General features: G+C 47.5%; 21 protein-coding genes. 14 read left to right on the top strand and 7 right to left on the bottom strand.

All coding sequences use genetic code 11. From position 1 onward, the window contains the following. Positions 1–33 precede the first annotated feature (33 nt). The 4 genes from BGX14_RS01695 (at position 34) to BGX14_RS01675 (ending at position 2,495) form a co-directional block, all read left to right on the top strand. Positions 34–579: an NUDIX hydrolase gene (locus tag BGX14_RS01695; protein ID WP_233126369.1), complete on the top strand. Its 546-nt coding sequence runs from the start codon at positions 34–36 to the stop codon at positions 577–579. Next, positions 563–1,447, top strand: coding sequence for a UDP-3-O-acyl-N-acetylglucosamine deacetylase (locus tag BGX14_RS01690; RefSeq protein WP_095878877.1), 885 nt, complete (start codon positions 563–565; stop codon positions 1,445–1,447). The genes BGX14_RS01695 and BGX14_RS01690 overlap by 17 nt, the downstream gene beginning before the upstream one ends. Next, on the top strand, positions 1,416–1,895 hold the full coding sequence (gene fabZ, locus BGX14_RS01685) for a 3-hydroxyacyl-ACP dehydratase FabZ (protein ID WP_073306278.1): 480 nt from the start codon (positions 1,416–1,418) through the stop codon (positions 1,893–1,895). Before BGX14_RS01690 ends, fabZ begins: the two co-directional genes overlap by 32 nt. A 357-nt stretch (positions 1,896–2,252) precedes the next feature. Then, positions 2,253–2,495: a DUF4417 domain-containing protein gene (locus tag BGX14_RS01675; RefSeq protein ID WP_233126368.1), complete on the top strand. Its 243-nt coding sequence runs from the start codon at positions 2,253–2,255 to the stop codon at positions 2,493–2,495. A gap of 56 nt (positions 2,496–2,551) precedes the next feature. Here the strand turns inward: BGX14_RS01675 and BGX14_RS01670 are convergent, their stop codons facing one another. The 4 genes from BGX14_RS01670 to BGX14_RS01655 are packed head-to-tail and all read right to left on the bottom strand — an operon-like array spanning position 2,552 to position 4,427. Then, a complete protein-coding gene (locus BGX14_RS01670; protein WP_073306282.1) occupies positions 2,552–2,884 on the bottom strand; it encodes a hypothetical protein in 333 nt (110 codons plus the stop codon). Between the two features lie 40 nt (positions 2,885–2,924). Then, positions 2,925–3,317 carry a hypothetical protein gene (locus BGX14_RS01665; protein ID WP_073306283.1) on the bottom strand — a complete coding sequence of 131 codons (393 nt, stop codon included), beginning with the start codon at positions 3,315–3,317 and terminating at the stop codon, positions 2,925–2,927. 2 nt (positions 3,318–3,319) lie between these two features. Continuing rightward, positions 3,320–3,751, bottom strand: a complete 432-nt coding sequence (locus BGX14_RS01660) for a hypothetical protein (RefSeq protein ID WP_143394081.1) — start codon at positions 3,749–3,751, stop codon at positions 3,320–3,322. Beyond that, positions 3,744–4,427 carry a DUF4417 domain-containing protein gene (locus BGX14_RS01655; protein WP_095878875.1) on the bottom strand — a complete coding sequence of 228 codons (684 nt, stop codon included), beginning with the start codon at positions 4,425–4,427 and terminating at the stop codon, positions 3,744–3,746. Before BGX14_RS01655 ends, BGX14_RS01660 begins: the two co-directional genes overlap by 8 nt. Positions 4,428–4,779: 352 nt before the next feature. On the opposite strand from BGX14_RS01655, the gene BGX14_RS01650 reads away from it, so the two are divergent. The 5 genes from BGX14_RS01650 (at position 4,780) to tnpA (ending at position 8,474) form a co-directional block, all read left to right on the top strand. Beyond that, positions 4,780–5,907, top strand: coding sequence for an ImmA/IrrE family metallo-endopeptidase (locus tag BGX14_RS01650; RefSeq protein WP_073306289.1), 1,128 nt, complete (start codon positions 4,780–4,782; stop codon positions 5,905–5,907). A gap of 201 nt (positions 5,908–6,108) precedes the next feature. Beyond that, the gene (locus BGX14_RS15915) at positions 6,109–6,243 is read left to right on the top strand and encodes a DUF4417 domain-containing protein (RefSeq protein ID WP_233126367.1); all 135 of its coding nucleotides are present in this window, start codon (positions 6,109–6,111) and stop codon (positions 6,241–6,243) included. A gap of 90 nt (positions 6,244–6,333) precedes the next feature. After that, on the top strand, positions 6,334–7,395 hold the full coding sequence (locus BGX14_RS01640) for a LamG domain-containing protein (RefSeq protein ID WP_095878874.1): 1,062 nt from the start codon (positions 6,334–6,336) through the stop codon (positions 7,393–7,395). Continuing rightward, the gene (locus BGX14_RS01635; RefSeq protein WP_143394080.1) at positions 7,367–7,930 is read left to right on the top strand and encodes a hypothetical protein; all 564 of its coding nucleotides are present in this window, start codon (positions 7,367–7,369) and stop codon (positions 7,928–7,930) included. The genes BGX14_RS01640 and BGX14_RS01635 overlap by 29 nt, the downstream gene beginning before the upstream one ends. A gap of 220 nt (positions 7,931–8,150) precedes the next feature. Continuing rightward, positions 8,151–8,474, top strand: a complete 324-nt coding sequence (gene tnpA / locus BGX14_RS01630; RefSeq protein WP_095878873.1) for an IS200/IS605 family transposase — start codon at positions 8,151–8,153, stop codon at positions 8,472–8,474. A gap of 305 nt (positions 8,475–8,779) precedes the next feature. On the opposite strand, the gene BGX14_RS01625 is transcribed toward tnpA, so the two are convergent. Together BGX14_RS01625 and BGX14_RS01620 are read right to left on the bottom strand one after the other, a co-directional pair. Then, positions 8,780–10,381, bottom strand: coding sequence for a bifunctional anthranilate synthase component II/anthranilate phosphoribosyltransferase (locus BGX14_RS01625; RefSeq protein WP_073305820.1), 1,602 nt, complete (start codon positions 10,379–10,381; stop codon positions 8,780–8,782). A 29-nt stretch (positions 10,382–10,410) separates the two neighbouring features. After that, positions 10,411–11,811 (bottom strand): anthranilate synthase component I family protein, encoded by a 1,401-nt coding sequence (locus tag BGX14_RS01620; protein WP_095879757.1) that lies wholly within the window; start codon positions 11,809–11,811, stop codon positions 10,411–10,413. A gap of 313 nt (positions 11,812–12,124) precedes the next feature. Between BGX14_RS01620 and BGX14_RS01615 the strand changes: the two genes are divergently transcribed. Then, complete coding sequence (locus tag BGX14_RS01615; RefSeq protein ID WP_158223194.1) at positions 12,125–13,147, top strand: aminoglycoside phosphotransferase family protein; 1,023 nt, start codon at positions 12,125–12,127, stop codon at positions 13,145–13,147. Here BGX14_RS01615 and BGX14_RS01610 read toward each other — a convergent pair. Beyond that, positions 13,122–14,054, bottom strand: a complete 933-nt coding sequence (locus BGX14_RS01610) for an NAD(P)-dependent oxidoreductase (protein WP_233126366.1) — start codon at positions 14,052–14,054, stop codon at positions 13,122–13,124. The two genes, BGX14_RS01615 and BGX14_RS01610, sit on opposite strands and share 26 nt — an antisense overlap. Positions 14,055–14,326: 272 nt before the next feature. On the opposite strand from BGX14_RS01610, the gene BGX14_RS01605 reads away from it, so the two are divergent. The 4 genes from BGX14_RS01605 to hisD all read left to right on the top strand — a co-directional run bounded on the left by BGX14_RS01605 (position 14,327) and on the right by hisD (position 20,043). After that, positions 14,327–15,802, top strand: coding sequence for an amidophosphoribosyltransferase (locus BGX14_RS01605; protein ID WP_095878871.1), 1,476 nt, complete (start codon positions 14,327–14,329; stop codon positions 15,800–15,802). 779 nt (positions 15,803–16,581) lie between these two features. Further along, complete coding sequence (locus tag BGX14_RS01600) at positions 16,582–17,139, top strand: DJ-1 family glyoxalase III (RefSeq protein ID WP_095878870.1); 558 nt, start codon at positions 16,582–16,584, stop codon at positions 17,137–17,139. Positions 17,140–17,182: 43 nt separating this feature from the next. Next, positions 17,183–18,769, top strand: a complete 1,587-nt coding sequence (cimA, locus tag BGX14_RS01595; protein WP_095878869.1) for a citramalate synthase — start codon at positions 17,183–17,185, stop codon at positions 18,767–18,769. Continuing rightward, positions 18,766–20,043: a histidinol dehydrogenase gene (hisD, locus tag BGX14_RS01590; protein WP_078776249.1), complete on the top strand. Its 1,278-nt coding sequence runs from the start codon at positions 18,766–18,768 to the stop codon at positions 20,041–20,043. Before cimA ends, hisD begins: the two co-directional genes overlap by 4 nt. Positions 20,044–20,103: the final 60 nt, after the last annotated feature.

Genomic DNA, 20,103 nt, shown 5'->3' with positions numbered 1-20,103 from the left:
GCTTCGTCGAAGCCTTTTTTAGAGGAATCCTAAATGCAAAAAAATCTGGAGTCTTGGAAAATCCGATCGGTGGAATCGCTTTTGGACACGAAATATCTGCGTGTGGACAAGGAAACGTGCGAATTGCCGAACGGGAATGTCATTCCGGATTTCTATACCCTTTGGCAGCCGGACTGGGTTTTGATTTTAGCGCAGAATGCTGAGGGGCTTTGGCTGATGGAAAAGCAGTATCGCCACGGCAGCCGAACGATTTCGCTGGAATTTCCGGCGGGAATTATCGAAGCGGGCGAGTCTCCGGTGGCGGCGGCAAAACGGGAATTGCAAGAGGAGTGCGCTTTTGGCGGCGGTGCTTTTGAACTAGTGGCAAAGCTTCCGGTCAATCCGGATAGGCATCGCGGGCATTTTTTTGTCGTTCGGGCAACGGGCGTTTCCGCGCAGGGAAGTACGCGTTTCGATTCGGGCGAAGAAATTGAAACCCTTTCCTTTTCCACGGAAGAAGTCATGCAAAAAATGCGCGCGGGGGAAATTTGCCACCCGCACCAGATTGCCGCTTTTTTTCTGTATGGACTTTCTGCGTGAAGACTTGCTCATGAAACAATCCGTCTTTGAAACCGAAATTTTTTCCCATTCGCTGTCGTTGAAAAATGCCGGCGTGCGGATTTCTTGCGACCGTCTTGCGTTGCCGAAAATCGAATGGCTCTTACCGTCCGGCGAACTTCTTTGGGCTTCGGACGATGCGGATTCGTTCCGGCGGCTGCATTTTCTTTCCCTCCGTTCTTCGGGTCTTTTTAAAAATCCGGAAGAGGGAATTTCTTTGCTGGAACATCTTGCTCCGGTGTTTTTGCTTTATCCGCAAATGCGCTTTAAAGTCCAGGCGCTTTCTGGCGAGCTTCCCCTTTTGGACGGGAGCGCGTACCCGTGGTATGAAGCCGTTCGTTCTCTGGCGGGCATTCCGCAGGAACTGGCTTTTTACGATGTGCCGCTTCGGGAGCGTTTGGAATTTGAAAACGGTTTCTGGGAAATTTCGCCTTCGGAAACTTTGGAGGTGGAGTACTCTATTTCGCACAGCGCTTTTTCGGATTCGGCGTATTGCGCTATTTACGATGCCGAGGATCTGGTGAAAATTTTTCCCGCGCGGACTTTTATTTTTGAAGAGGACTTGGCAAAGGCGCAGGCCGCAGGCTTGCTTTCCGGCGTGGATGCGCATAGCGGGCTTTTGCTTTCGGAGCGGAATGGGGAAGCGTGTGCGCTTGTCGGTGCGCCCTTCCGACAAAAAAACGAGCCGGCAATGCATAAAATTTTGGATTTGATTGGCGATTTGTCCCTGCCGCTTCCTTTTTTACCTAAATTGAAAATCAGAATTCACAATGGTGGGCATATCGCCCATCGAAAACTTTTAGAGAGGTTATTGGATTATGCTTTTGGAAACTCTTCCCAAGTCGAATAAACCCGGCGTTCTTTACGATTACGAGGCGATACTGAAAATTCTGCCGCATCGTTATCCGTTCCTGTTTATCGATCAGGTTCTTTCTTTGGAAGCGTCCGCAGAAGTGCCGTCGATTGTTTGCACCAAAAATGTTTCCTTTAACGAACCCTTCTTTCAGGGGCATTTTCCGGGAGAGCCGGTGATGCCCGGCGTCATTCAAATAGAAACGATGGCGCAGGCCGGAGCGATTCTTGCCAGTCTTTGTTGCGAACAGGAATGCTCGGGAAAGCGTCCCGCCTTTATGGGCGTGGATGGCTGCCGTTTCCGCAAACCCGTGCGCCCCGGCGACCGGCTTGAAGTCCGCGTCTCTCTTGACAAAATGCGTCGCGGCATTCTTTTCTTTAGCGGGGAAATCCGCTCGGACGATGCGGTGGTTTGCAGCGCAACTTTCAGTGCCACGATGATTTGATTTTGCCAAACGGCAAATCGGATGAAGGCGGTTCTCGGAAACGGGAATCGTTTTTTTATAGAGATAGGATAAGAACAAACGATGCACGCCACGTCTCAGTCTGGATTTTCGCACTTATTAAACAGGATAAAGAAAATCTGGGGATTTGAAAAGGTGATTTTCAAAAAGGCATCTTTTTTTGATTTGTCTCCTATTTTGGAAAATGGTATCTATATTTGGGCGAACTTTGGCGCAGTTCGAATAAACGATTGCTATAAGGCTGAAGTATTACTAACCGTTTAATCTTGATTTATCATCTTTTGGTGCTGCAAAAACACGTATTGGCCAATTGCAAAGGAGAAAAATGAGGTCAAGCTTGTGGACGCGCCTCTTTGCGCCCAAATCGCGAACTTGTTCCTATCTCGTCGAAACGCAAGCTTCTTGCAACACTGCGGCATTTATCAAATTCCGAATGTTCGATGGGGCGATGAGCGGACGTTTACGACCATAGAGTTGCCGGAAGCTGTGGCTTTTGTTTTTTATCCTTGCCATAAAAATATTTGCCCAAATCAATCACATTTAATTCCTGAACCAAATTTTTTAGAGTTGCCGATTTTATAGTCACCAAACTTCTGCTCCGAGTTGTTCAAGCCTGATTCGAACGGCGATATGCAAGTTCATTTCTTCCAAAAACAGGAAATGCCGCTATCTAGAAAAGCTCTGATGTAGCTTTTGAGCATTTCCTTGGAGTAAGCTTTATAAATAGAGTTGTTGCATTTTTCCCTGTCGTCGATAATCACGATAGTTCCCACATCATGCATCTGGCGAAGCAAAAGTTTGAAATCAGCTTCCGTATCAATATGAGAATCCAGCCAGGAAACTTTAATGAAACGCAACAGCTTCGAAGACGGATTGTCAAAGAGATTCCGGCGTTCCGTAAACGAACATAAAGGGAGTGTCACTGGTTTTGTATAACGAAGTTTCTTCAAATCGATAAAATCCGTCTCCATCAGGTTAAAAAATTTTTGGTAGCAATAACAGTTGGGCATACTAGAACCAGAACCATATCGGCATATCAGTGGATTTCGCAAATTCCAGAGCTTCAATGAGTTTTTGGACTGCCCTCTTTAGCACTTCTTTCTTGCTACGCTTCTGAAAAAATCTCGTACTGCACTTTTGAAGAAATTCCTTCGCCATCTCCAACGCTTCAGCAATACATTCCTTGCCCAATACGCAGTCTTCGGAGGAATCTATATACACATTGAATCTTTTACAATAGTCAAAGAGAATGGAATTGATTATCGAATTCATTTCCTCTGTCGTAATAGCCCACTCTTTAAAATTCCCAGTGCATGGGTCTCCCATTTGCAGCATATCAATTTCTAAACCTTGTTGATTTATGGGCACTAACATACGTCGCCAAGGTTCATGCGGTTCTTGCATAATTACATCTCCTTTCTTTTTAAGATTTTAAAATGGGTTGCAGCATTGAACTGAACGTTGTTTCTACCCTGCTTTTTGCCCCTGCTGTTAATATAGTTTCTAGCATCGTTGCCGTTGATGTCGAGGAAGCGTTCTTTGCCGCGTTTTGTCGTATCTTCCAATCGGCAATAGCCACCTGCAACATCGGCGACAACTCTTAAATTATTATGCTTGCTTTGGTAAAAAATTTTTCTTCCATCTTCGCTAATTTCGCCTTTGGCTCCAGAAGCAAATTTTTTTACAAATGCATTAATGTTCACCTTTTGCCAATTTTTCTTGTAGAGAAATGATTCTTTTTGAGCTCTTTCGAACAAAAGATCCAATCTTTTTGAAAAGAAACCTTTTACTTTTTGAAAAAATACCTTTACTCGATAATCGTGTTTAGTGTCAGCCATTAGCAACCTCCTGCGATTTTGCATAGGATCGTGTTCTGAAATCCTTAAAGACTTTATGTTTTACGCCATAATCATTGAGTATTTTGATGATTTGCTTATCTTCGCTACCATACAGCCAACATTCTTTTGGAGTTTTAATGAATAACTTCTGCTCAAAAAGGAAGGCGTCACTTGGACTACTTTGCTTTGTACAACCGAGAGTCCCAACGCAGAATGAAATACCTTCCGGATAACTATGAAGAGCGTCATATGTAGAGTTATCCCCTATACGAAAATTTCCTATCAGTTTCACTCCGTTTAATGCTAAATAAATAGCCGCCATTTGATTCAAACAAATATTAAAACGTTGCTGTTCCGTTTTCCATTCCGCACGGGGACTCAAATCGAAGACTACCATTGCGTAATACTCTTTATATTCAGGTAAGTTTTCCTTTAATTTTTTTAGACGTGGATAAATGAATTCGTCGTCGCAGAAAGTGCATGAAGCCGTACTACTTTTGTCTTTAGTCTGAAGTCTATTCCGGAAAGGAAGAATCTCTGAGGGTTTCTGAACTGCGAAAAAAGATTTTCTGAAGTGCGGGAAACCGCTTTTAGAAAATCGAATGTTATGCTTTCGCAGTTCCTGATGTAGCTCCGCATAGATAGCGAACAAATCGATTTTGTGATTCAATACCATAATTTACCTTTGCAAATTACGCTAAGAAAATGAATGTTAAGGAAAATTATGCTATATTGAAAATAGTTAGAATTCGCTATAGCGTAATTTCGACTACGCCTTGAGGTTTGTCCGAACGTCAAGGCGTTTCCCTTTTATAGTCTTGGAATGCAGTGCACCCCATATATTCATATATAACTCTTTTTCACCCCTTTGTCAAGTCGAGTTTTTACAGAATGACGGTCGTTTTTTTAGGTTTTATGTCGCATTTGTTTTGTTATTTTACAGGATAATGTAAAATATCAAATTTTTCTCAATAATTTTTATAGAAAATTTTTAGAAAAATTGTAATTTTTGTAAAAGAGGTCATCTTATGGTTCAAACGACTTTAAGTGAAAATATTCGCCGTTACATGAAAATGAAAAATTGGACGATCCCTTCGTTGGCAGACAAAGCGGAAATAAGTACGACAACATTGTCGAACTGCCTAAACGAAAAATCGGATCCACGAATTTCGATTATCCAAAAAATCGCAGGCGCATTAGGTGTTACGATGGTTCAGCTATTTGCCGAAAAACCTTCTTTTGGCAATATCCGATTTCGTTCTTTATATGCACTCACGGCAAAGGAGACGGCTTGCCGCGAAAACCTTCTTTTTTTAATCCATGATAAAATACAAGAATATCGGCATATAGAAAGCTTTGCTGAAAAAGAAAACAAATTTACTTTTTCAGATGATAAATTTAACAATCCAATCGAAGCTGCGCATAGCGTGCGGGAACAACTCTCTATTTCTCAGAGTGTACCTATTTTGGACATTTGCGAAATGATTTCAAAATTGGGAATAAAATTTTTTTATTTCAATTTTAATTATGCTAAAACTTATGGAGCTTCTGTCGCAGCCAGTGATGGAGGACCTGCGATTATTTTAAATAGTGCGATTGCATCTGTAGAGCGGAAAATTTTTACCGTTGCTCACGAACTTGGTCATATTCTTTTGCACAAGGATTCATACAAAAATACAGAGACGAAAGAAGAAAAAAATTCAATTGAAGAACACGACGCCAATCTTTTTGCTGGTGAATTACTGTGTCCACAAGATGTCGTTTATGAAAAAGTTAAAGATACGAATGGATTTTCGTTTATTGACGCTGTTCTAAAAATCAAACAGGTTTATCGAGTAAGTTATGGGACTGTTCTTCACCAGTATTGCAATAAATACGGAATTTCAGAACAATATTCTAACGTGACCAAAAAATTTCAGGCGATGTACGCAAATAAAAACAATATATCTTTTAAAGGGCATTACGAACCTTTTGCGTTAAATGAAACCTTATATCGCTTTGAAGATCCGTTTTTTCGAGATGCCGTGCTAAAACTGCGTCTGGATGAAAAAATTTCTTCAGCAACAGCAGCGGAGCTTTTGAATTGGAAAAAATCTTCCCTTGAAGAGTGGTTAAAAAAAATGGATACGTCTTTAAAAAGTTCATTACCTTTTTAGGAAAAAAAACACATTTTCTTACGCTGCAGAAGCGTTCCAATATTCTGAATTTTATTGTTTCTGCGCGCCCGGTCAAAAAGGAGTACAGATAATGCAAAAAAAAATGTTGGCATACCGCACGATTCAATTGTTTCGATAGGGACATACGGATGTTGCCAAACTCAAGATGAAAAGCGATTGATGCACTGAGGGGTTATAGAAATGCTGAAAATTTTGAAACCGCAGATTGTCGTGGTCTATGGGGCGATGCCGAGGGACGTGTTTTGCGAATTGCCTTCGGAATCAAAATTCTTGCGGTTTGATAATTGGACAAAGGAGAAGCGTTTGGAAAAATGAGCGAAATTTTTCACCAAGAAGAAAATGGGGGTGTGAAATTCGCCGATTTTAAATGCGTCTCTTGTCCGGGAAAAGAAATATATTCCGATTATGCGAGCTGTATTTTTTCTCTTTTTGATGGCGTGCTTTTCTCTGGCGAAAATCCCTACCGACGGGCTTGTCGCCTATTTTCCTTTTAATGGAAATATCGAAAATCAATCGGCTGTTTCATTGCCGCCGGGAGAGAATCACAACGGAGTCTTTGTTCCGGATCGCTTCGGGAACGAAAGCGCGGCGATTTCCTTTGACGGGACCAAATCAAGTTATGCGGAATTTCCGGACGATGACGCCTACAGCATTTCGACGACGGGCGCACTTGCCATTTCGGTCTGGATGAGCCCGGACACCCTCACCTTTCCGGTCAGCGATGACGGTTATATCCATTGGATGGGCAAGGGGACTTTCACCGGAACGGATAAAGGAAATATGGAATGGGGTTTCCGAATGTATAACGAAGAAAATTCGGCAAACCGTCCCAACCGCATTTCGGCATACGCATTCAATCTCGCCGGAGGATTGGGTTCCGGAAGCTATGTGCAAGAGCCGGTGACTGTTGGCGAATGGATTCATTTTTTGGCGATTTACGATACGGGCGAAAATCTCATTCGCGTTTACAAGAACGGCGTACTCAAGGATTCCGATTCGCTTTACGACGAGACGTACAAAGTGGTCGTCCAGAACGGCGATTCGCCTCTTCGGATAGGGACGCGTTCCCTTTGGTCATTCTTCCGCGGGAAAATCGACGACTTGCGCATTTACAGCCGGGTGCTTTCCGAATCGGAAATTTTGGAATTGTACCGGGAAAAACCGTCGGCGGGGGATTCTTCTGGCGTTTCCAGTTCTTCTCGGGTGGAATCGTCTTCGTCGTCTGCAGAAAATCCGGACTTTATCGTTGCCCAATCGGCTGTCTCGCCGCTTCGCCTATCGGTTGTTTCGCGTACGCTTTCTGTGGCGGGCATTCGTCAGGGTAGCAATCTCGTCGTTACCGATGCGCTTGGGCAGGTTCTCGTTCGGGAAAAAATTGCCGGAAATCATCGGGTTTTGCATTTTCCTGCTGCTGGTAATTATTTTCTGAAAATCGGCAATGAAATCAGGCGGGTTCAAATTCGCTAGAGAAGGGTGGGAATGTGGGGCAGCTATTTTGCATCATTTGGGTGACTTTACAGTGCGGTTCCCAAATATTTGTTTTGGACTCTATTGGCGAGGACATGGCCTATTTCAAATTGAATTTAATGTGAAAATTGCCTCCCTTGGTTTGGGTGCCAAATCCGCTGTTTGGTTTTATTTCTATAAAAATTTTCTAAAGAGCGATGGGGCTTGGACTTGCCTTGTTCAGGAATATGGCGATAGCAGCTATTATACGTTGAAAATTTATACTAACGGATTCTTGTCAAATTCAAATATTCGTTCTTATGGAGAACTGGTTCAGGTTCACCGTGTGGAAGGAAATTTGTATTTGATTGCCAAGACAAAAGATGCTGTAGCCATTTATTTGGTTAGGAATGATTTGTCCAGCATTTCGTCTACCTATTATGGCACTAAAAAATTCAATGTTGAAGAAACGCATTTTAATATTTTAGGGCAAAAAATAAATTTTGCTGAATATGAAAAACTTCCGGAGTATTTAAAGAAGACGATTCCGCAATAGAGTTTTTGGCGCACCGCTTGATTTACGGCTCCTGTCGTCTTGGATTCGCTTTAAACAACAGACTAGAAGCATGGGCGGAGATTAGGTAAAGGAATAAAAAAAAACACCAGCCAAGCTGGTGGTTCCCAAAAAGCCTTTTGGCGGTGATGGAAAAATCCTCCAGCTAATTTTACGATGCGGTCTGTACACTGCATCAGTTGCATTAGCGATGAAAACTCACATGGAAAATATAAGAACAACTGCCCATACGAGCTGGAACTGCAAATACCACATAGTGTTCGCCCCAAAATTCAGGCGGAAGGTGTTTTACGGAGAGAGACGGCTGGAAATCCCGCCCAAGTATGCCGTGTCCAGCGTGGTGGGCTTCTTGAAGGGAAAAAGCAGCCTGCAGTTGTACGAACGCTTTCCCGAGTTGAAGTTCAAATACAGGAACAGAGAATTTTGGTGTCGCGGCTACTATGTTGACACGGCAGGCAAAAATGCGGCCAAGATAGTGAACTATATCAAGCATTGGCTGGATGAAGATTATTTGGGGAACAGTTGACCATGATGGGTAAACTATAGCCCGTTTACGGGCAGCCAGTAGGGATCGAACGCCAGTGTCAGAACCGTCAACGCGTGCTACGCGTTGCTAGTATCCTAGGGCTATGCCGGCGGGAATTCGGATGGAGTTTTATATGATTGCGAGACGCTTTGCCTGCACGTGAAACTTGAATTTGGGCTTGAACACAGGGGAAGCGGCATCCTTGCCGCTTTGAAGAAAACGCAAAATGGCAGGGCCCTTTCTTCCGGTTCAAAATAAAGACCGCCAGCGATAAAAGCCGACGGTCTTGGAAATGGAGGACGAAATTACGAAGCGAGGGTTGCTAAACGGACTTCGTCGATTTTTTGGGCGACCGCACCGGAGTCGATGGCGTTGAGCGCCATTTGGAATCCTTCCCGGAGATTCGCCGCCCGCCGCGCGACGTAAAGGGTTGCGCCCGCATTCAAAGCGACGGCATTCCGGATGGTGGGATTTCCTTTGCCGCTTGCCAGCTCTAGGGCGATTTTTGCATTTTCTTCACCCGTGCCGCCGCGAAGTTCGTTGTCGCTGGTCGTTGGAATTCCCATTTTTTGCGGATCTATTGTGTATTCCAAGGCGTGGTTCGCTTCATCGATTTCATAGGCGAATGTGGGAACATTGGGGGAAATTTCGTCAAAACCGTCGGTGCTGCAAACCGCCAGAACGTGTTTTGCTCCGAGCATTTTAGCGGCTTCCGCCATCGGCTTCAGCAATTCTTTGCTGTAGGCGCCCAGCAGCAGGTATTGGGCTTCGGCGGGATTCGTCAAAGGCCCGATGAGGTTCATGATGGTCTTGATTCCCAGGGATTTTCGAACTGGAGCGGCGAAGCGCATCGCGTTATGGTAAACCTGAGCAAAGAGGAATACGAAGTTTGTTTTTTGCAAGACTTTGGCGGCCTGTTCCGGTTGCAGGGCGAGATGGAACCCAAGGCTTTCGAAAAAGTCCGCGGCTCCCGATTTGCTGGAAACCGCCCGATTGCCGTGTTTGGCGACAGGGCAACCGCAGGACGCGCAGATAAGGGCGGAGAAGGAACTGATGTTGAAGCTTCCCTTGCCATCGCCGCCGGTTCCGACTACTTCGGCGACAGGGGCGTTCTTTTCGTGGGGAAAGGGCTTTTTCTTTTTGTTGAGCACTTTTGCACAACCGGCGATTTCCGAGGCTGCGGGATTTTTTGCGGCCATTGCCGTTAAAATGGCCGCGGTCTGTCTTTCGTCGAGCATTCCCTCTGTCAGGTTTTCCATAAAAAGTTCCGCCTCTTCGCAGGTCAAATTTTCCTTGGAAATCAATTTGCTCAAGAATTGTGAAACGGGAAGAGCATCCCGGCGGTAATGGAGAAAGGAACGGAAAAGAGCGTCGCCTTCTTTGGCGGCAATGGACTCCGGGTGGAATTGAACTCCTTCGATGTCGAGGGTTTTATGGCGGACTCCCATGATGTCGCCGTCTTCGGCCCGGGCGGTGATTTCAAATTCCGACGGGAGGGATTCTTCTTCGACGACAAGGCTGTGGTAGCGCATAAACGTTCCGCGCTTGCCGATATGGCGGAAAAGCCCGCGCCCGTCCAAGTTCATTTCTTCGGCTATGCCGTGCTTGATGAATTTGGCGGAGACGATTTTTGCTCCGAAGGCGTGGCAAATGGCCTGATGCCCGAGGCAGACTCCTAAAATGGGGATTTTCCCCGCAAAATGGCGGACGGCGTCTTCGGTGATTCCCGCGTTTTCGGGGCGTCCCGGTCCGGGCGAAAGAATCAGGTGGGATGGGTTTTGCTTTTCGATGTCTTCCAGGGTGCATTCCTTGGAGCGCATAACGCAGACTGCTTCCGGTGTGATGCGCGAAATGGACTGGTAGATGTTGTATGTGAAAGAGTCGTAGTTATCGATGATGACAATCATTTTTGAATCCTTTTTTGAAATGGCGTGGCTTATTTTTCTTTGGTCTCTAGAACTTGGAGGAGGGCGCCCAATTTTTCATTGGTTTCTTCCCATTCGCGTTCCGGATCCGAGGCATAGACGATTCCCGAACCCGCTTGCAGTGTGTAGATGTTCCCCTTTTTCAAGGTACAGCGGATTCCAATGCAAAAATCCAGATCTCCATTGGCTTCCAGGTAGCCGACGGCGCCAGCGTAAAAGTTGCGCTTTTCGGATTCCAGCGAAGAAACGATTTCAATGGCGCTGATTTTGGGTGCGCCGCTGATGGTCCCCGCCGGAAATACGGATTGCAAAACTTGAATCGGCTTGATGTCGCTGCGATTTTCTCCTTCCACTTCGGAAACGATATGGATGACATGGCTGAACAGTTCGCATTCCATGTTCCGTGTCAAATGGACGCTTCCCGGCTTGCTCACTCGCCCTAAGTCGTTTCGGGCCAAATCGACGAGCATCAGATGCTCTGCCCGTTCTTTCGGGTCGTTCGCCAGTTTTTCCTTGAGCTGTTCGTCTTCGGCTTCGTTTTTTCCCCGGCGGCAGGTCCCTGCGATGGGACGGATGGAAGATTTGCCTCCATGGGAGCGTACCAGGCTTTCGGGCGATGAACCGATGAGCTGATAATCGCCAAAGTCGATGTAGAGCAGATAGGGCGACGGATTCAATGAACGGATTCTCCGGTAGGTTTCCAGCGCGGGCATTTGGGATTCGATTTGCAGGCGGCGAGAGGGAACCGCTTGAATAATATCCCCGGCAACGATGCGCTTTTTCAGCTCTTTCACGCAGTGGACGTATTCGTCGTGGCTTTTTTGCAGGTCGGTGATAATCCTGTAGGGATATTTTTCCGTCGAGGCTTCCAGATAGGAAAAATCCAGATTGGAAAGTTTCTTTTGAATGCGGGCAAAGGCTTCGGACAAATCGATTTCATGTTCGTCGTAGTTTAATCCGAATAAGTGGAGCGTATCTGTAAAATGGTCAAAGACGATGTAGATGTGCCCGACGACAAATTCGGATTCGGGAATTTGCAACCCGTCTTTTTGCTTTGCCAAATGGATGGTGTCGCAGCGTGCGCAAAATTCGTAAGAGAGGAAGCCGATTCCCGCAGCCGGGAGCGGAATTTGGGGAGGCTTTTCGTTTTCGGCGGCGATTTTTTCCAAGGCTTCCAAAATGTTTCGGCTGTCGCAGGGCTTGCGCTGTCCTTCGCTTACAATCGCGACGCCTTGCTCGTCTTCAATGACGTGGAAAGCTTCTTCGAGCATCAGGATGGAATAACGGGCCGATCCTTGGGAAAAAGAAGCGGATTCGAGAATCGCTTCGGCACCCAATTTTTTGGCGAGAGAAAAGGGAGTGTAGCGGTCTCCTTCTAGAGAGAGGTATAAGTTGTCGGTTCTTTTGTTCATCGTATTGTCCTTTTGTTGTTTTTTTTGAGGGGTGGAGGGGAGAATGGGTTTGGGGGAAATAAAAAAGGCCCCGATGTAGAATCGGAGCCATTGACGCATCAATAGAATATTAAAATTCGTCGCTTAACACGCGTACTCCGATATCGAAGTGCGCCACCACCAACGGTTGGATAACGTGAAGCGAATCATGCCGTGAAATTATAAAAGTAAAAGTGGTATGGCAATGGTTTTTCTAAAATTTTTTTTGATTTCCGACGGTATTTCATGCGCGGAATGGTGTAGATTAAGGAAAAAACAGATAGGACGGTTTATCATGGCTGTTGAAATGCCGCAAATAGGTGCTAAAATTTTCAAGACCCTTGGCAATAGGGGATTCTCTTCTTCCGCAACTTGGTCTCTCGCCGGTTCTGCCGGCTCTGGGCGACAGTATTTTCGTATTCGTGAAAACGGCAAGTCCGCCATTCTCCAGACGAATGCTTCCGCCAACGAGGATTTTGAACGTTTCGTTTCTTTGGGCAGGTCGTTTTCGGCGTTCAAGTTGCCGACTCCTGAAATTTGGGCAGTCGATGAAGAATCCTGTCAGGTCCTGATGCAGGATTTGGGAGAAAATACGCTTCTTTCGCAAATGCTGAACAACGGGGAACTGACGGGGAATGTCCGCATTCTTTATCCGGTGGCCATCGAAGCGCTTGTGCGTTGGCAGGAATCCAGTTCGAGATTTTTCCTTTCTCGCCCGGATATTGCCGCACGGCGTTTTGATTACGATGCGCTCAAGTGGGAAACCGATTATTTCCGGATGAACTATTTGCAGAAAAAGCAGGGAATCACGGAAATTCCGATGGAAGTGGAAAACTTCTTTGCGACTTTGGCGTGCATGGTGGATACGCATCCGAAAGTATTGATGCATCGGGATTTTCAGTCGCAGAATATCATGGTGTGCAGCAATTCCGAAGTGGGATTCGTGGATTTTCAGGGCGCGCGCCGAGGATCCATGTTCTATGATATCGCTTCGCTTTTGTGGGATCCGTATGTCTCCCTTCCCGAAGAAATCGTTGTGGACTTTTTCACGGAATGGTATCGGACTTATTTGCCTGTCTCGCAGTCCTTTAGTCCCGAAGACGCTTGGACTCTATTTATTCAAGCCAGTTTGCAACGCCTGATGCAGGCTTTGGGCGCATTCTGTTTCCTTTCGACGGAAAAGAAAATCCAGAGCTTTGAAGCGTATATCGAACCGGGAAAAAAACGGCTTTTGCGCGTGTTGGAACTTTACGAGTCGCTGAGTCCTTCTTACCACAAAGCAATTGCTTTTCTCAAGAATTCGCTAGCGTCTTCTTGAGTTGCCACTCGATGTGGTTTTCAATTTCGGCGTGGGCGTCAAAGCTTAATCCGAATGTGGTTGCGATTTTTTCGACGGAAAACAGCATGGGTCTGTCGGACCATCCCAGATCTTGCTCCACAATTTTTGCGGAGCATTTTTGTCGGGTGATGGCTTCGTATTTGGCGATCATGCTTTCGGCTATTTTGCGCCAGGAAATCCAAGACGAACCGAGTCCGAGGAAAATTTCTTCGTTGTAATCGCTGTCGAGAACCCGATGGAATAGTTTGGCCTGATCCGCCGCCGAAATAAACTGTGTGCCATCGTTTTTGATGAGAGAAATTTCGCCGCCGCGAACGATCGCCTGCGCCATCAAGGCGAAACGCTTGTCCGGTTGGCTTACCCCATCGGATGAAAACGCGGGATTTCCAAAGGTATAGCCGGGACGGATGATGTTCCTTTTCATCGACGTGGAGCGAAAGCCCAGTACAAAGGCTTCGCCGGCAGCTTTGGTCGCTCCGTAAAGGTCGATGGGAATGTTTGAAACATTTTCGTTCATGACGGCGCGGAATTTTCCCATGGCCGCCGTGCTGCTGGTATAGATGAATTTTTGGCAGCCCGCTTTGGCGGCGGCTTGCAAAATAAGGACGGAAGATCGGGTGTCGTTCTCCAGCATGGAAAGAGGGGTCTCTCCCCAGCCCAGTGCGATATGGATGCAGGCGTCGCAGCCTTCGAGTCCTTTGGATATGGCGGCAACGTCCTGAATGGATCCTGTCACCAGAGTGACTTGTGGATGATGGGCAAGCGTTGGAATTTTGTCCGGGTGCCGGGTGAGAATCACAATCTCGTGTCCGCAAGCTACAAGTTCCTTGGCCACGTAGTGGCCGATAAAGCCGGTTCCGCCAGTCATGAAAATCCGCATATTCATTCCTCAAAAAATGCTTTTTACGAAACTAGATTTCTTTTTGGAAAATGGACGTTTATCAATGTAAAAGTTTAATAAGGCCTCCATTAAAAATTGCCTTGTCGAAACACGCTAACCAGCGGTCTCGGAGCCTATCGAAGGGCGGCAGGAATTTTCTTCCATCTCCATCGGATGTGTCTGAGACGGCGTTTTTCCCGTTTTGGCGCTATTCTCAAGTCTTGGTAATTTTCTATCTTTGTTTCCCGAAAAAATCCTTTTGAATCAAGGAGCTGTATATGGGCGGTTTTTGTGGCGTTGTTTCTAGACAAGATTGTGTCAGCGATCTTTTTTATGGAACCGATTACCATTCACATCTTGGAACCCATCGGGGCGGCATGGCCGTGTTGAAGCCGGACGGCAATTTTCACCGTTCGATTCATAATATCCAGAATACGCCGTTCCGCAGCAAATTTGAACATGACCTCCGCTCTTTTTCGGGAAACGTCGGCGTTGGAGTGATTTCGGATACCGATCCGCAGCCGCTCGTGATGACTTCAAAACTGGGGACGTTTGCTATCGTCACTGTCGGGCTCATTTCAAATATCGAAGAATTGAAGGAAGAACTTTTCCGCAACAACTGTATGCAGCTCCAGTTTTCGACGACGAGCGGAATGGTCGGACCGACCGAAGTCGTTTCGGCCCTGATTGCCACGCAGGATTCTATTGTGGATGGCATTCGCTATGTTCAGGACAAGGTGAAGGGCAGCTGCTCTCTCCTGATTTTGGATCGCAGTGGAAAATTTTACGCAAGCCGGGACAAGTGGGGCAGAACTCCTATCGTCATCGGCAAAAAGGACGGGGCGATGATCGCCGTGCAGGAAAGTTGCGCGCTTCCCAATCTCGGATACGAGTATGTACGCGATTTGGGTCCGGGCGAAGTCGTGGAATTGACTCCGGATGGAGAATCGACTCTGGTTCCTCCCGGAAAGAAAATGGCGATATGCTCTTTCCTTTGGGTGTATTACGGTTATCCCGCTTCCAGCTATGAAGGTCGCAATGTGGAAATGACCCGCTACCGTTGTGGGAGCGCGCTGGCGAAAAGAACGCCTACGCTTGCGGATGCGGCTTGCGGCATTCCCGATTCGGGAACTTCCCATGCGCTGGGCTATGCGCATGAAGCGGGAATCAAATTTTCACGTCCGTTTGTCAAATACACGCCGACATGGGCGCGCTCCTTTATGCCGCAGGACCAGCGTCAGCGGGAACACGTCGCGTCGATGAAGCTCATCCCGATTTCCGGGCTTATCAAGGACAGACGTCTTGTTTTTTGTGACGATTCCATTGTCCGCGGAACCCAGCTGGGAAAGCAGGCGGAAAAACTCTATTCGATGGGTTGTAAAGAAACGCATATGCGCATCGCCTGCCCGCCGCTTGTCTATCCGTGCAAATTCATCAATTTTTCCCGTTCTAAAAGCGAATACGATTTGATTACCCGTCGATACATTCGGGAACAGGAAGGTGAGAACGCGGATGTGGAAAAATATACGAATCCGGATGGCGAACCCTACAAAAAAATGGTGGAATACGTCCGCAACAAATTGAATCTGACGTCGCTCGCCTTTCAGCGCATTGACGATTTGGTTCATGCGATTGGGCTTCCGGCGGAACAGCTTTGCACGTATTGCTGGACGGGCAAGGATTATGCGGAAACGGGCGATTGCTTCCACTGTCCCTGCGGCGGCGAATGCCCGGGACATTCCAAGGAAGAGTAGCTGTTTTCAGTGCCTTGGCTATCTGTGATAAGGAGTAATAGGGCATGTACGGACCTCAATTGTGTCCAACTTTTTGTCCGCATTCCCAAGTGTGAATTATCTTTCGCAAGGTGAACTCTTCTTCAAAGTGGGAATTTTCTTTTTCACATAATAAATTCTTCTCGCAGACTGTGAGATGCTCGTCTGCGCCCCATAAGCCTTGGGGGCTCAGCTTCCTTTAGGCGAATTCTCCCTTGCAGGGATGCTTAATCTGTGCAGGCATCTCGTCATTGCGAGCAGCGATAGCGCCGTGGCAATCTTGTCAGCGAGAAAAGGATTGCTTCTACACTTCGAGTATAACTCCACTAAGGTAACAAAGTTACCAAGTGTCGTATATCCACATAGAGGATAACTCCACTAAGTCAATAAATTGACAAGTGTCGTATAACCCCTCCGGGGTTCGGGGTGACGGTCGCTTTCAAATGTGGCTGATTTTCTCCTTGGCAAATTCGCAATGACGGTCCCTTGCAGGGATACTTCAACTACGGAATCAAAGATTCCAAATTTCAGGGATGCTCGTAGGAGGATGCTGTTTTCCCTATGAACTCTAACAACTGATAACTGACAACTAATCACTGATCACTAATTACAAACCTCTGACCATGGTTCGACAAGCTCACCAACCAAGCAAATCGGTGGAATTTTGTATATGGGTTCCGTTTTTTTGAAAGACCGACAGTGCAACGGTCGTCTCCGATTTTTTTGAAAATGTATTTTTTGCAAAAACCAAAGGAAGTTTTATGCAGAATCATTTTTTGTTCTTGTTGGCGGACGGTTTTGAAGAAACGGAAATGGTCGTCCCGTTCGATATTTTGCTTCGCGGCGGCGTGAAGGTCTCGCTGGCGAGTGTCCGTAAAGAGTTGAATGTGAAGGGGGCGCACGGCTTGCAGGTCAAGGCGGACGTGCTGCTTTCGGACGTGGACATTTCGTTGTTTTCGGGAGTGTTTTTGCCCGGCGGCGGTTTGGGCGTAGAAAATCTGCGGGCTTCGGAAGCGGTTCTGGATGCGGTCCGTTCCTTTGCGTCGGCGGATAAATGGGTGACGGCGATTTGCGCTGCGCCGACAGTTCTCGCTTCGGCGGGAATCTTGCACGACAGGCGCGTTACCAGCTATCCTTCTACGGAAACGGATGTGTTGCCGCATTGCGGTTCCTATTCCCAGGAACGGGTTGTTGTCGATGGCAAATTGCTCACGAGCCGCGCTCCGGGAACGGCGGAAGAATTCGGCTTTGCGCTCTTGGAACTTTTGGAAGGCAAGGAAAAGGCGGAATCGGTGCGTTCCGCCATGGTTGCCCGGTAAAAAATTCAAAAAGCGGATTTTTTATTGCTAAATTGAAATCGCTATGCAAGACGTATTTCTTTACGATACTACTTTACGCGACGGCAATCAGGACCGCAAAATCTCCTTTTCCTTGGCGGACAAATTGCAGGTCGCCAAATTGCTGGACACTTTTGGATTCGATTATATCGAAGGGGGTTGGCCAAATCCCAGCAATCCGACGGATGTCGAATTTTTTAAGCGCATTGGCGAAATGCAGTTGAACCATGCGAAAGTGGCGGCGTTCGGCAGCACTCGCCGTCCCAAGATTCTGGCGGAAAACGACCCGCTGCTTCAGGCTCTGGTGGCGAGCGGCGCTCCGGTCAAAACGATTTTTGGCAAAAGCTGGGACTTGCACGTTACCGATGTCATCCGCACGACCCTCGAAGAAAATCTGGACATGATAGAATCTTCCATCCGTTTTCTTCAGGAGCATTCCGAAGAAGTCATTTACGATGCGGAACATTTCTTTGACGGCTACAAGGCGAATCCGCAATATGCGCTGGAAACCATCAAGGCGGCGACTCTCGGCGGCGCGGATTTTATCGTCCTCTGCGATACGAACGGCGGCACGATGCCCTGGGAGTTGCAAGGGATTTTTGAAGAGGTCAAAAAAGTGACCGATGTCCCGCTTGGCATTCATGCGCACAACGATAGCGGAGTCGGCGTGGCCAATTCCTTGGTGGCGGTCAAGTCTGGTGCGCAAATGATTCAGGGCGTGTTGAATGGCTACGGGGAACGCTGCGGCAATGCGGACCTCACGACTATCGCTGCCGATCTGGTTCTGAAATTGCAAAAGAATGTCTATTGCGGTAAAAATTTGAAGGAACTCCGCAAGGTGAGCCTCGCTTTGGATCAGATTGTGAATCTCCCGAGTGACGTCCATTCGCCTTATGTTGGCGATGCGGCATTTGCCCACAAAGGCGGAGCCCATATCGATGGCGTGATGAAGGTCTCCCGGAGTTTTGAACACGTCGATCCGAAACTGGTGGGGAACAATCGCGTCTTTGTGACGAGCGATCAGGCGGGCGGTTCCCTGGTGGTGGAAAAAATCAAGGAACTGCTGCATATCGAAGTGGACAAGAAAGATCCGAAGGTGCAAAATCTTTTGCGCTTGATCAAGGAACGCGAAAATGCGGGCTGGCATTTCGACAGTGCTGAAGCGAGTTTTGAAATGCTCGTCTATCGCACTCTCGGGCGTTTTGAATCGCCTTTCTCCGTGGAGAATTACCGCGTCATCGAGGACCGTTCGGAACAGGGCGTCAGCGTGTCGCAGGCTTCCGTCAAGCTGCGCGTCAAAGACGAGATAAGCCATCAGGTGGCGGAGGGCGATGGCCCGGTGAACGCTTTGGATGCGGCATTGCGCAAAGCGCTCGTGCCCTACTATCCCTATATGAAAAACGTCCACCTGAAGGATTTTAAAGTACGCGTTCTCGGATCGAATGTCGGTTCCGATGCCCATGTTCGGGTCTGGAGTACCTTTGGCGACGAAAACGGGGTCTGGCATGTGGCGGGAGTTTCGACGAACATCATCGAGGCCTCGTGGTTTGCTTTGGTGGACGGGCTCTCCTACAAGTTGTATCAGGAATCCTTAAAAGGAAGTGGCAAATGAAAATCATCAAGGTCAAGCAGAATTCGCAAGAAGTCGATCGCATTTGTGCGCGGGGCGTCGCTCCGACGGAAGAAATTCACCAGAAAGTCAAAAAGATTCTGGAAGACGTTCGCACGGGCGGCATGGCCAAGGCTGTCGAATATGCGCAAAAGTTTGACGGACTTCAGGGTAAAAAGCTGTCGGTTTCAGAAAGCCAAATCGCAAAGCTCGCCGACAAAGTTTCCCCGACTTTGGCAAAGGCGTTGCGCCAGGCGATCAAAAACGCTGTCGCTTTTCATCAGCACGAATTGAATGACCTGAAGGGCTTTTCGTTTCAGGGCAAGAATGGCGAAGTGCTTGGACAACGGATTCGCCCTATGCGGCGTGTCGGGCTTTATGTGCCGGGCGGTGCTGCGGTCTATCCCAGCACGGTGATTATGAATGCCGTTCCGGCTTTGGTCGCGGGCGTCGATGAAATTGTCGTGACGACTCCGGCAAAAGACGGGATTCATCCGTCGGTCGCTTTCGTTCTCCGCGAACTCGGCATTTCGGAAGTTTACCACATCGGCGGTGCGCAAGCGATTGCGCTGCTCGCATACGGCGCGAAAGGCGTTGAACCCGTGGACAAGATTGTCGGACCGGGAAATGTTTTTGCGGCAATTGCCAAGAAGGAAGTTTTTGGCGTCGTAGATATCGACATGATTGCGGGCCCTTCGGAAATTCTCGTTTTGGCGGATTCCTCGGCGGATCCCGATTTTGTGGCGGCTGACCTTTTGAGCCAGGCGGAACACGGCTCCGGTTTTGAAGCGGCTCTCTGCATTACCGACAATATGGATACCGCTAAAATGATTTCCGAATGCGTGGACGAGCAGGTGGAGCGTTCCCCGAAAAAGGAACTGCTCGAAAAGGTCCTGGAAAATTTCGGGCGGATTCTGGTCGTCAAGGATTGGTTCGATGGCGTGGCGATTGCCAATCGGATCGCTCCGGAACATTTGGAAATCATGACGCGAGAAGCGGAAGAGCTTTCCCAAAGCATTGTGAACGCGGGAGCCGTGTTTATCGGTCCTTGGTCCAGCGAACCCGTCGGCGATTATTTTGCCGGTCCGGATCACGTGTTGCCGACCAATGGGACGGCGCGCTTCTCGAGTCCTCTCGGCGTTTATGATTTTGTCAAGCGCATGAGCGTCATCCAGTATTCGCAGAAGGCGATTCTGAAAAACGGCAAAGCGATTGCGGAAATGGCGAATACCGAAGGCTTCTTCCATCATGCACAGGCGGTTTTGAAACGCCTGTAATAGAAAAAGCACCCCGAAGGGTGCTTTTCTTGGAAAAACGAAAAATTCGCTCGAAATTTT

Origin of the sequence: Fibrobacter sp. UWS1, assembly GCF_002300445.1 — a bacterium.
Classification (GTDB): Bacteria; Fibrobacterota; Fibrobacteria; order Fibrobacterales; family Fibrobacteraceae; genus Hallerella; species Hallerella intestinalis.
This window is presented reverse-complemented; position numbering and strand designations above follow the sequence as displayed.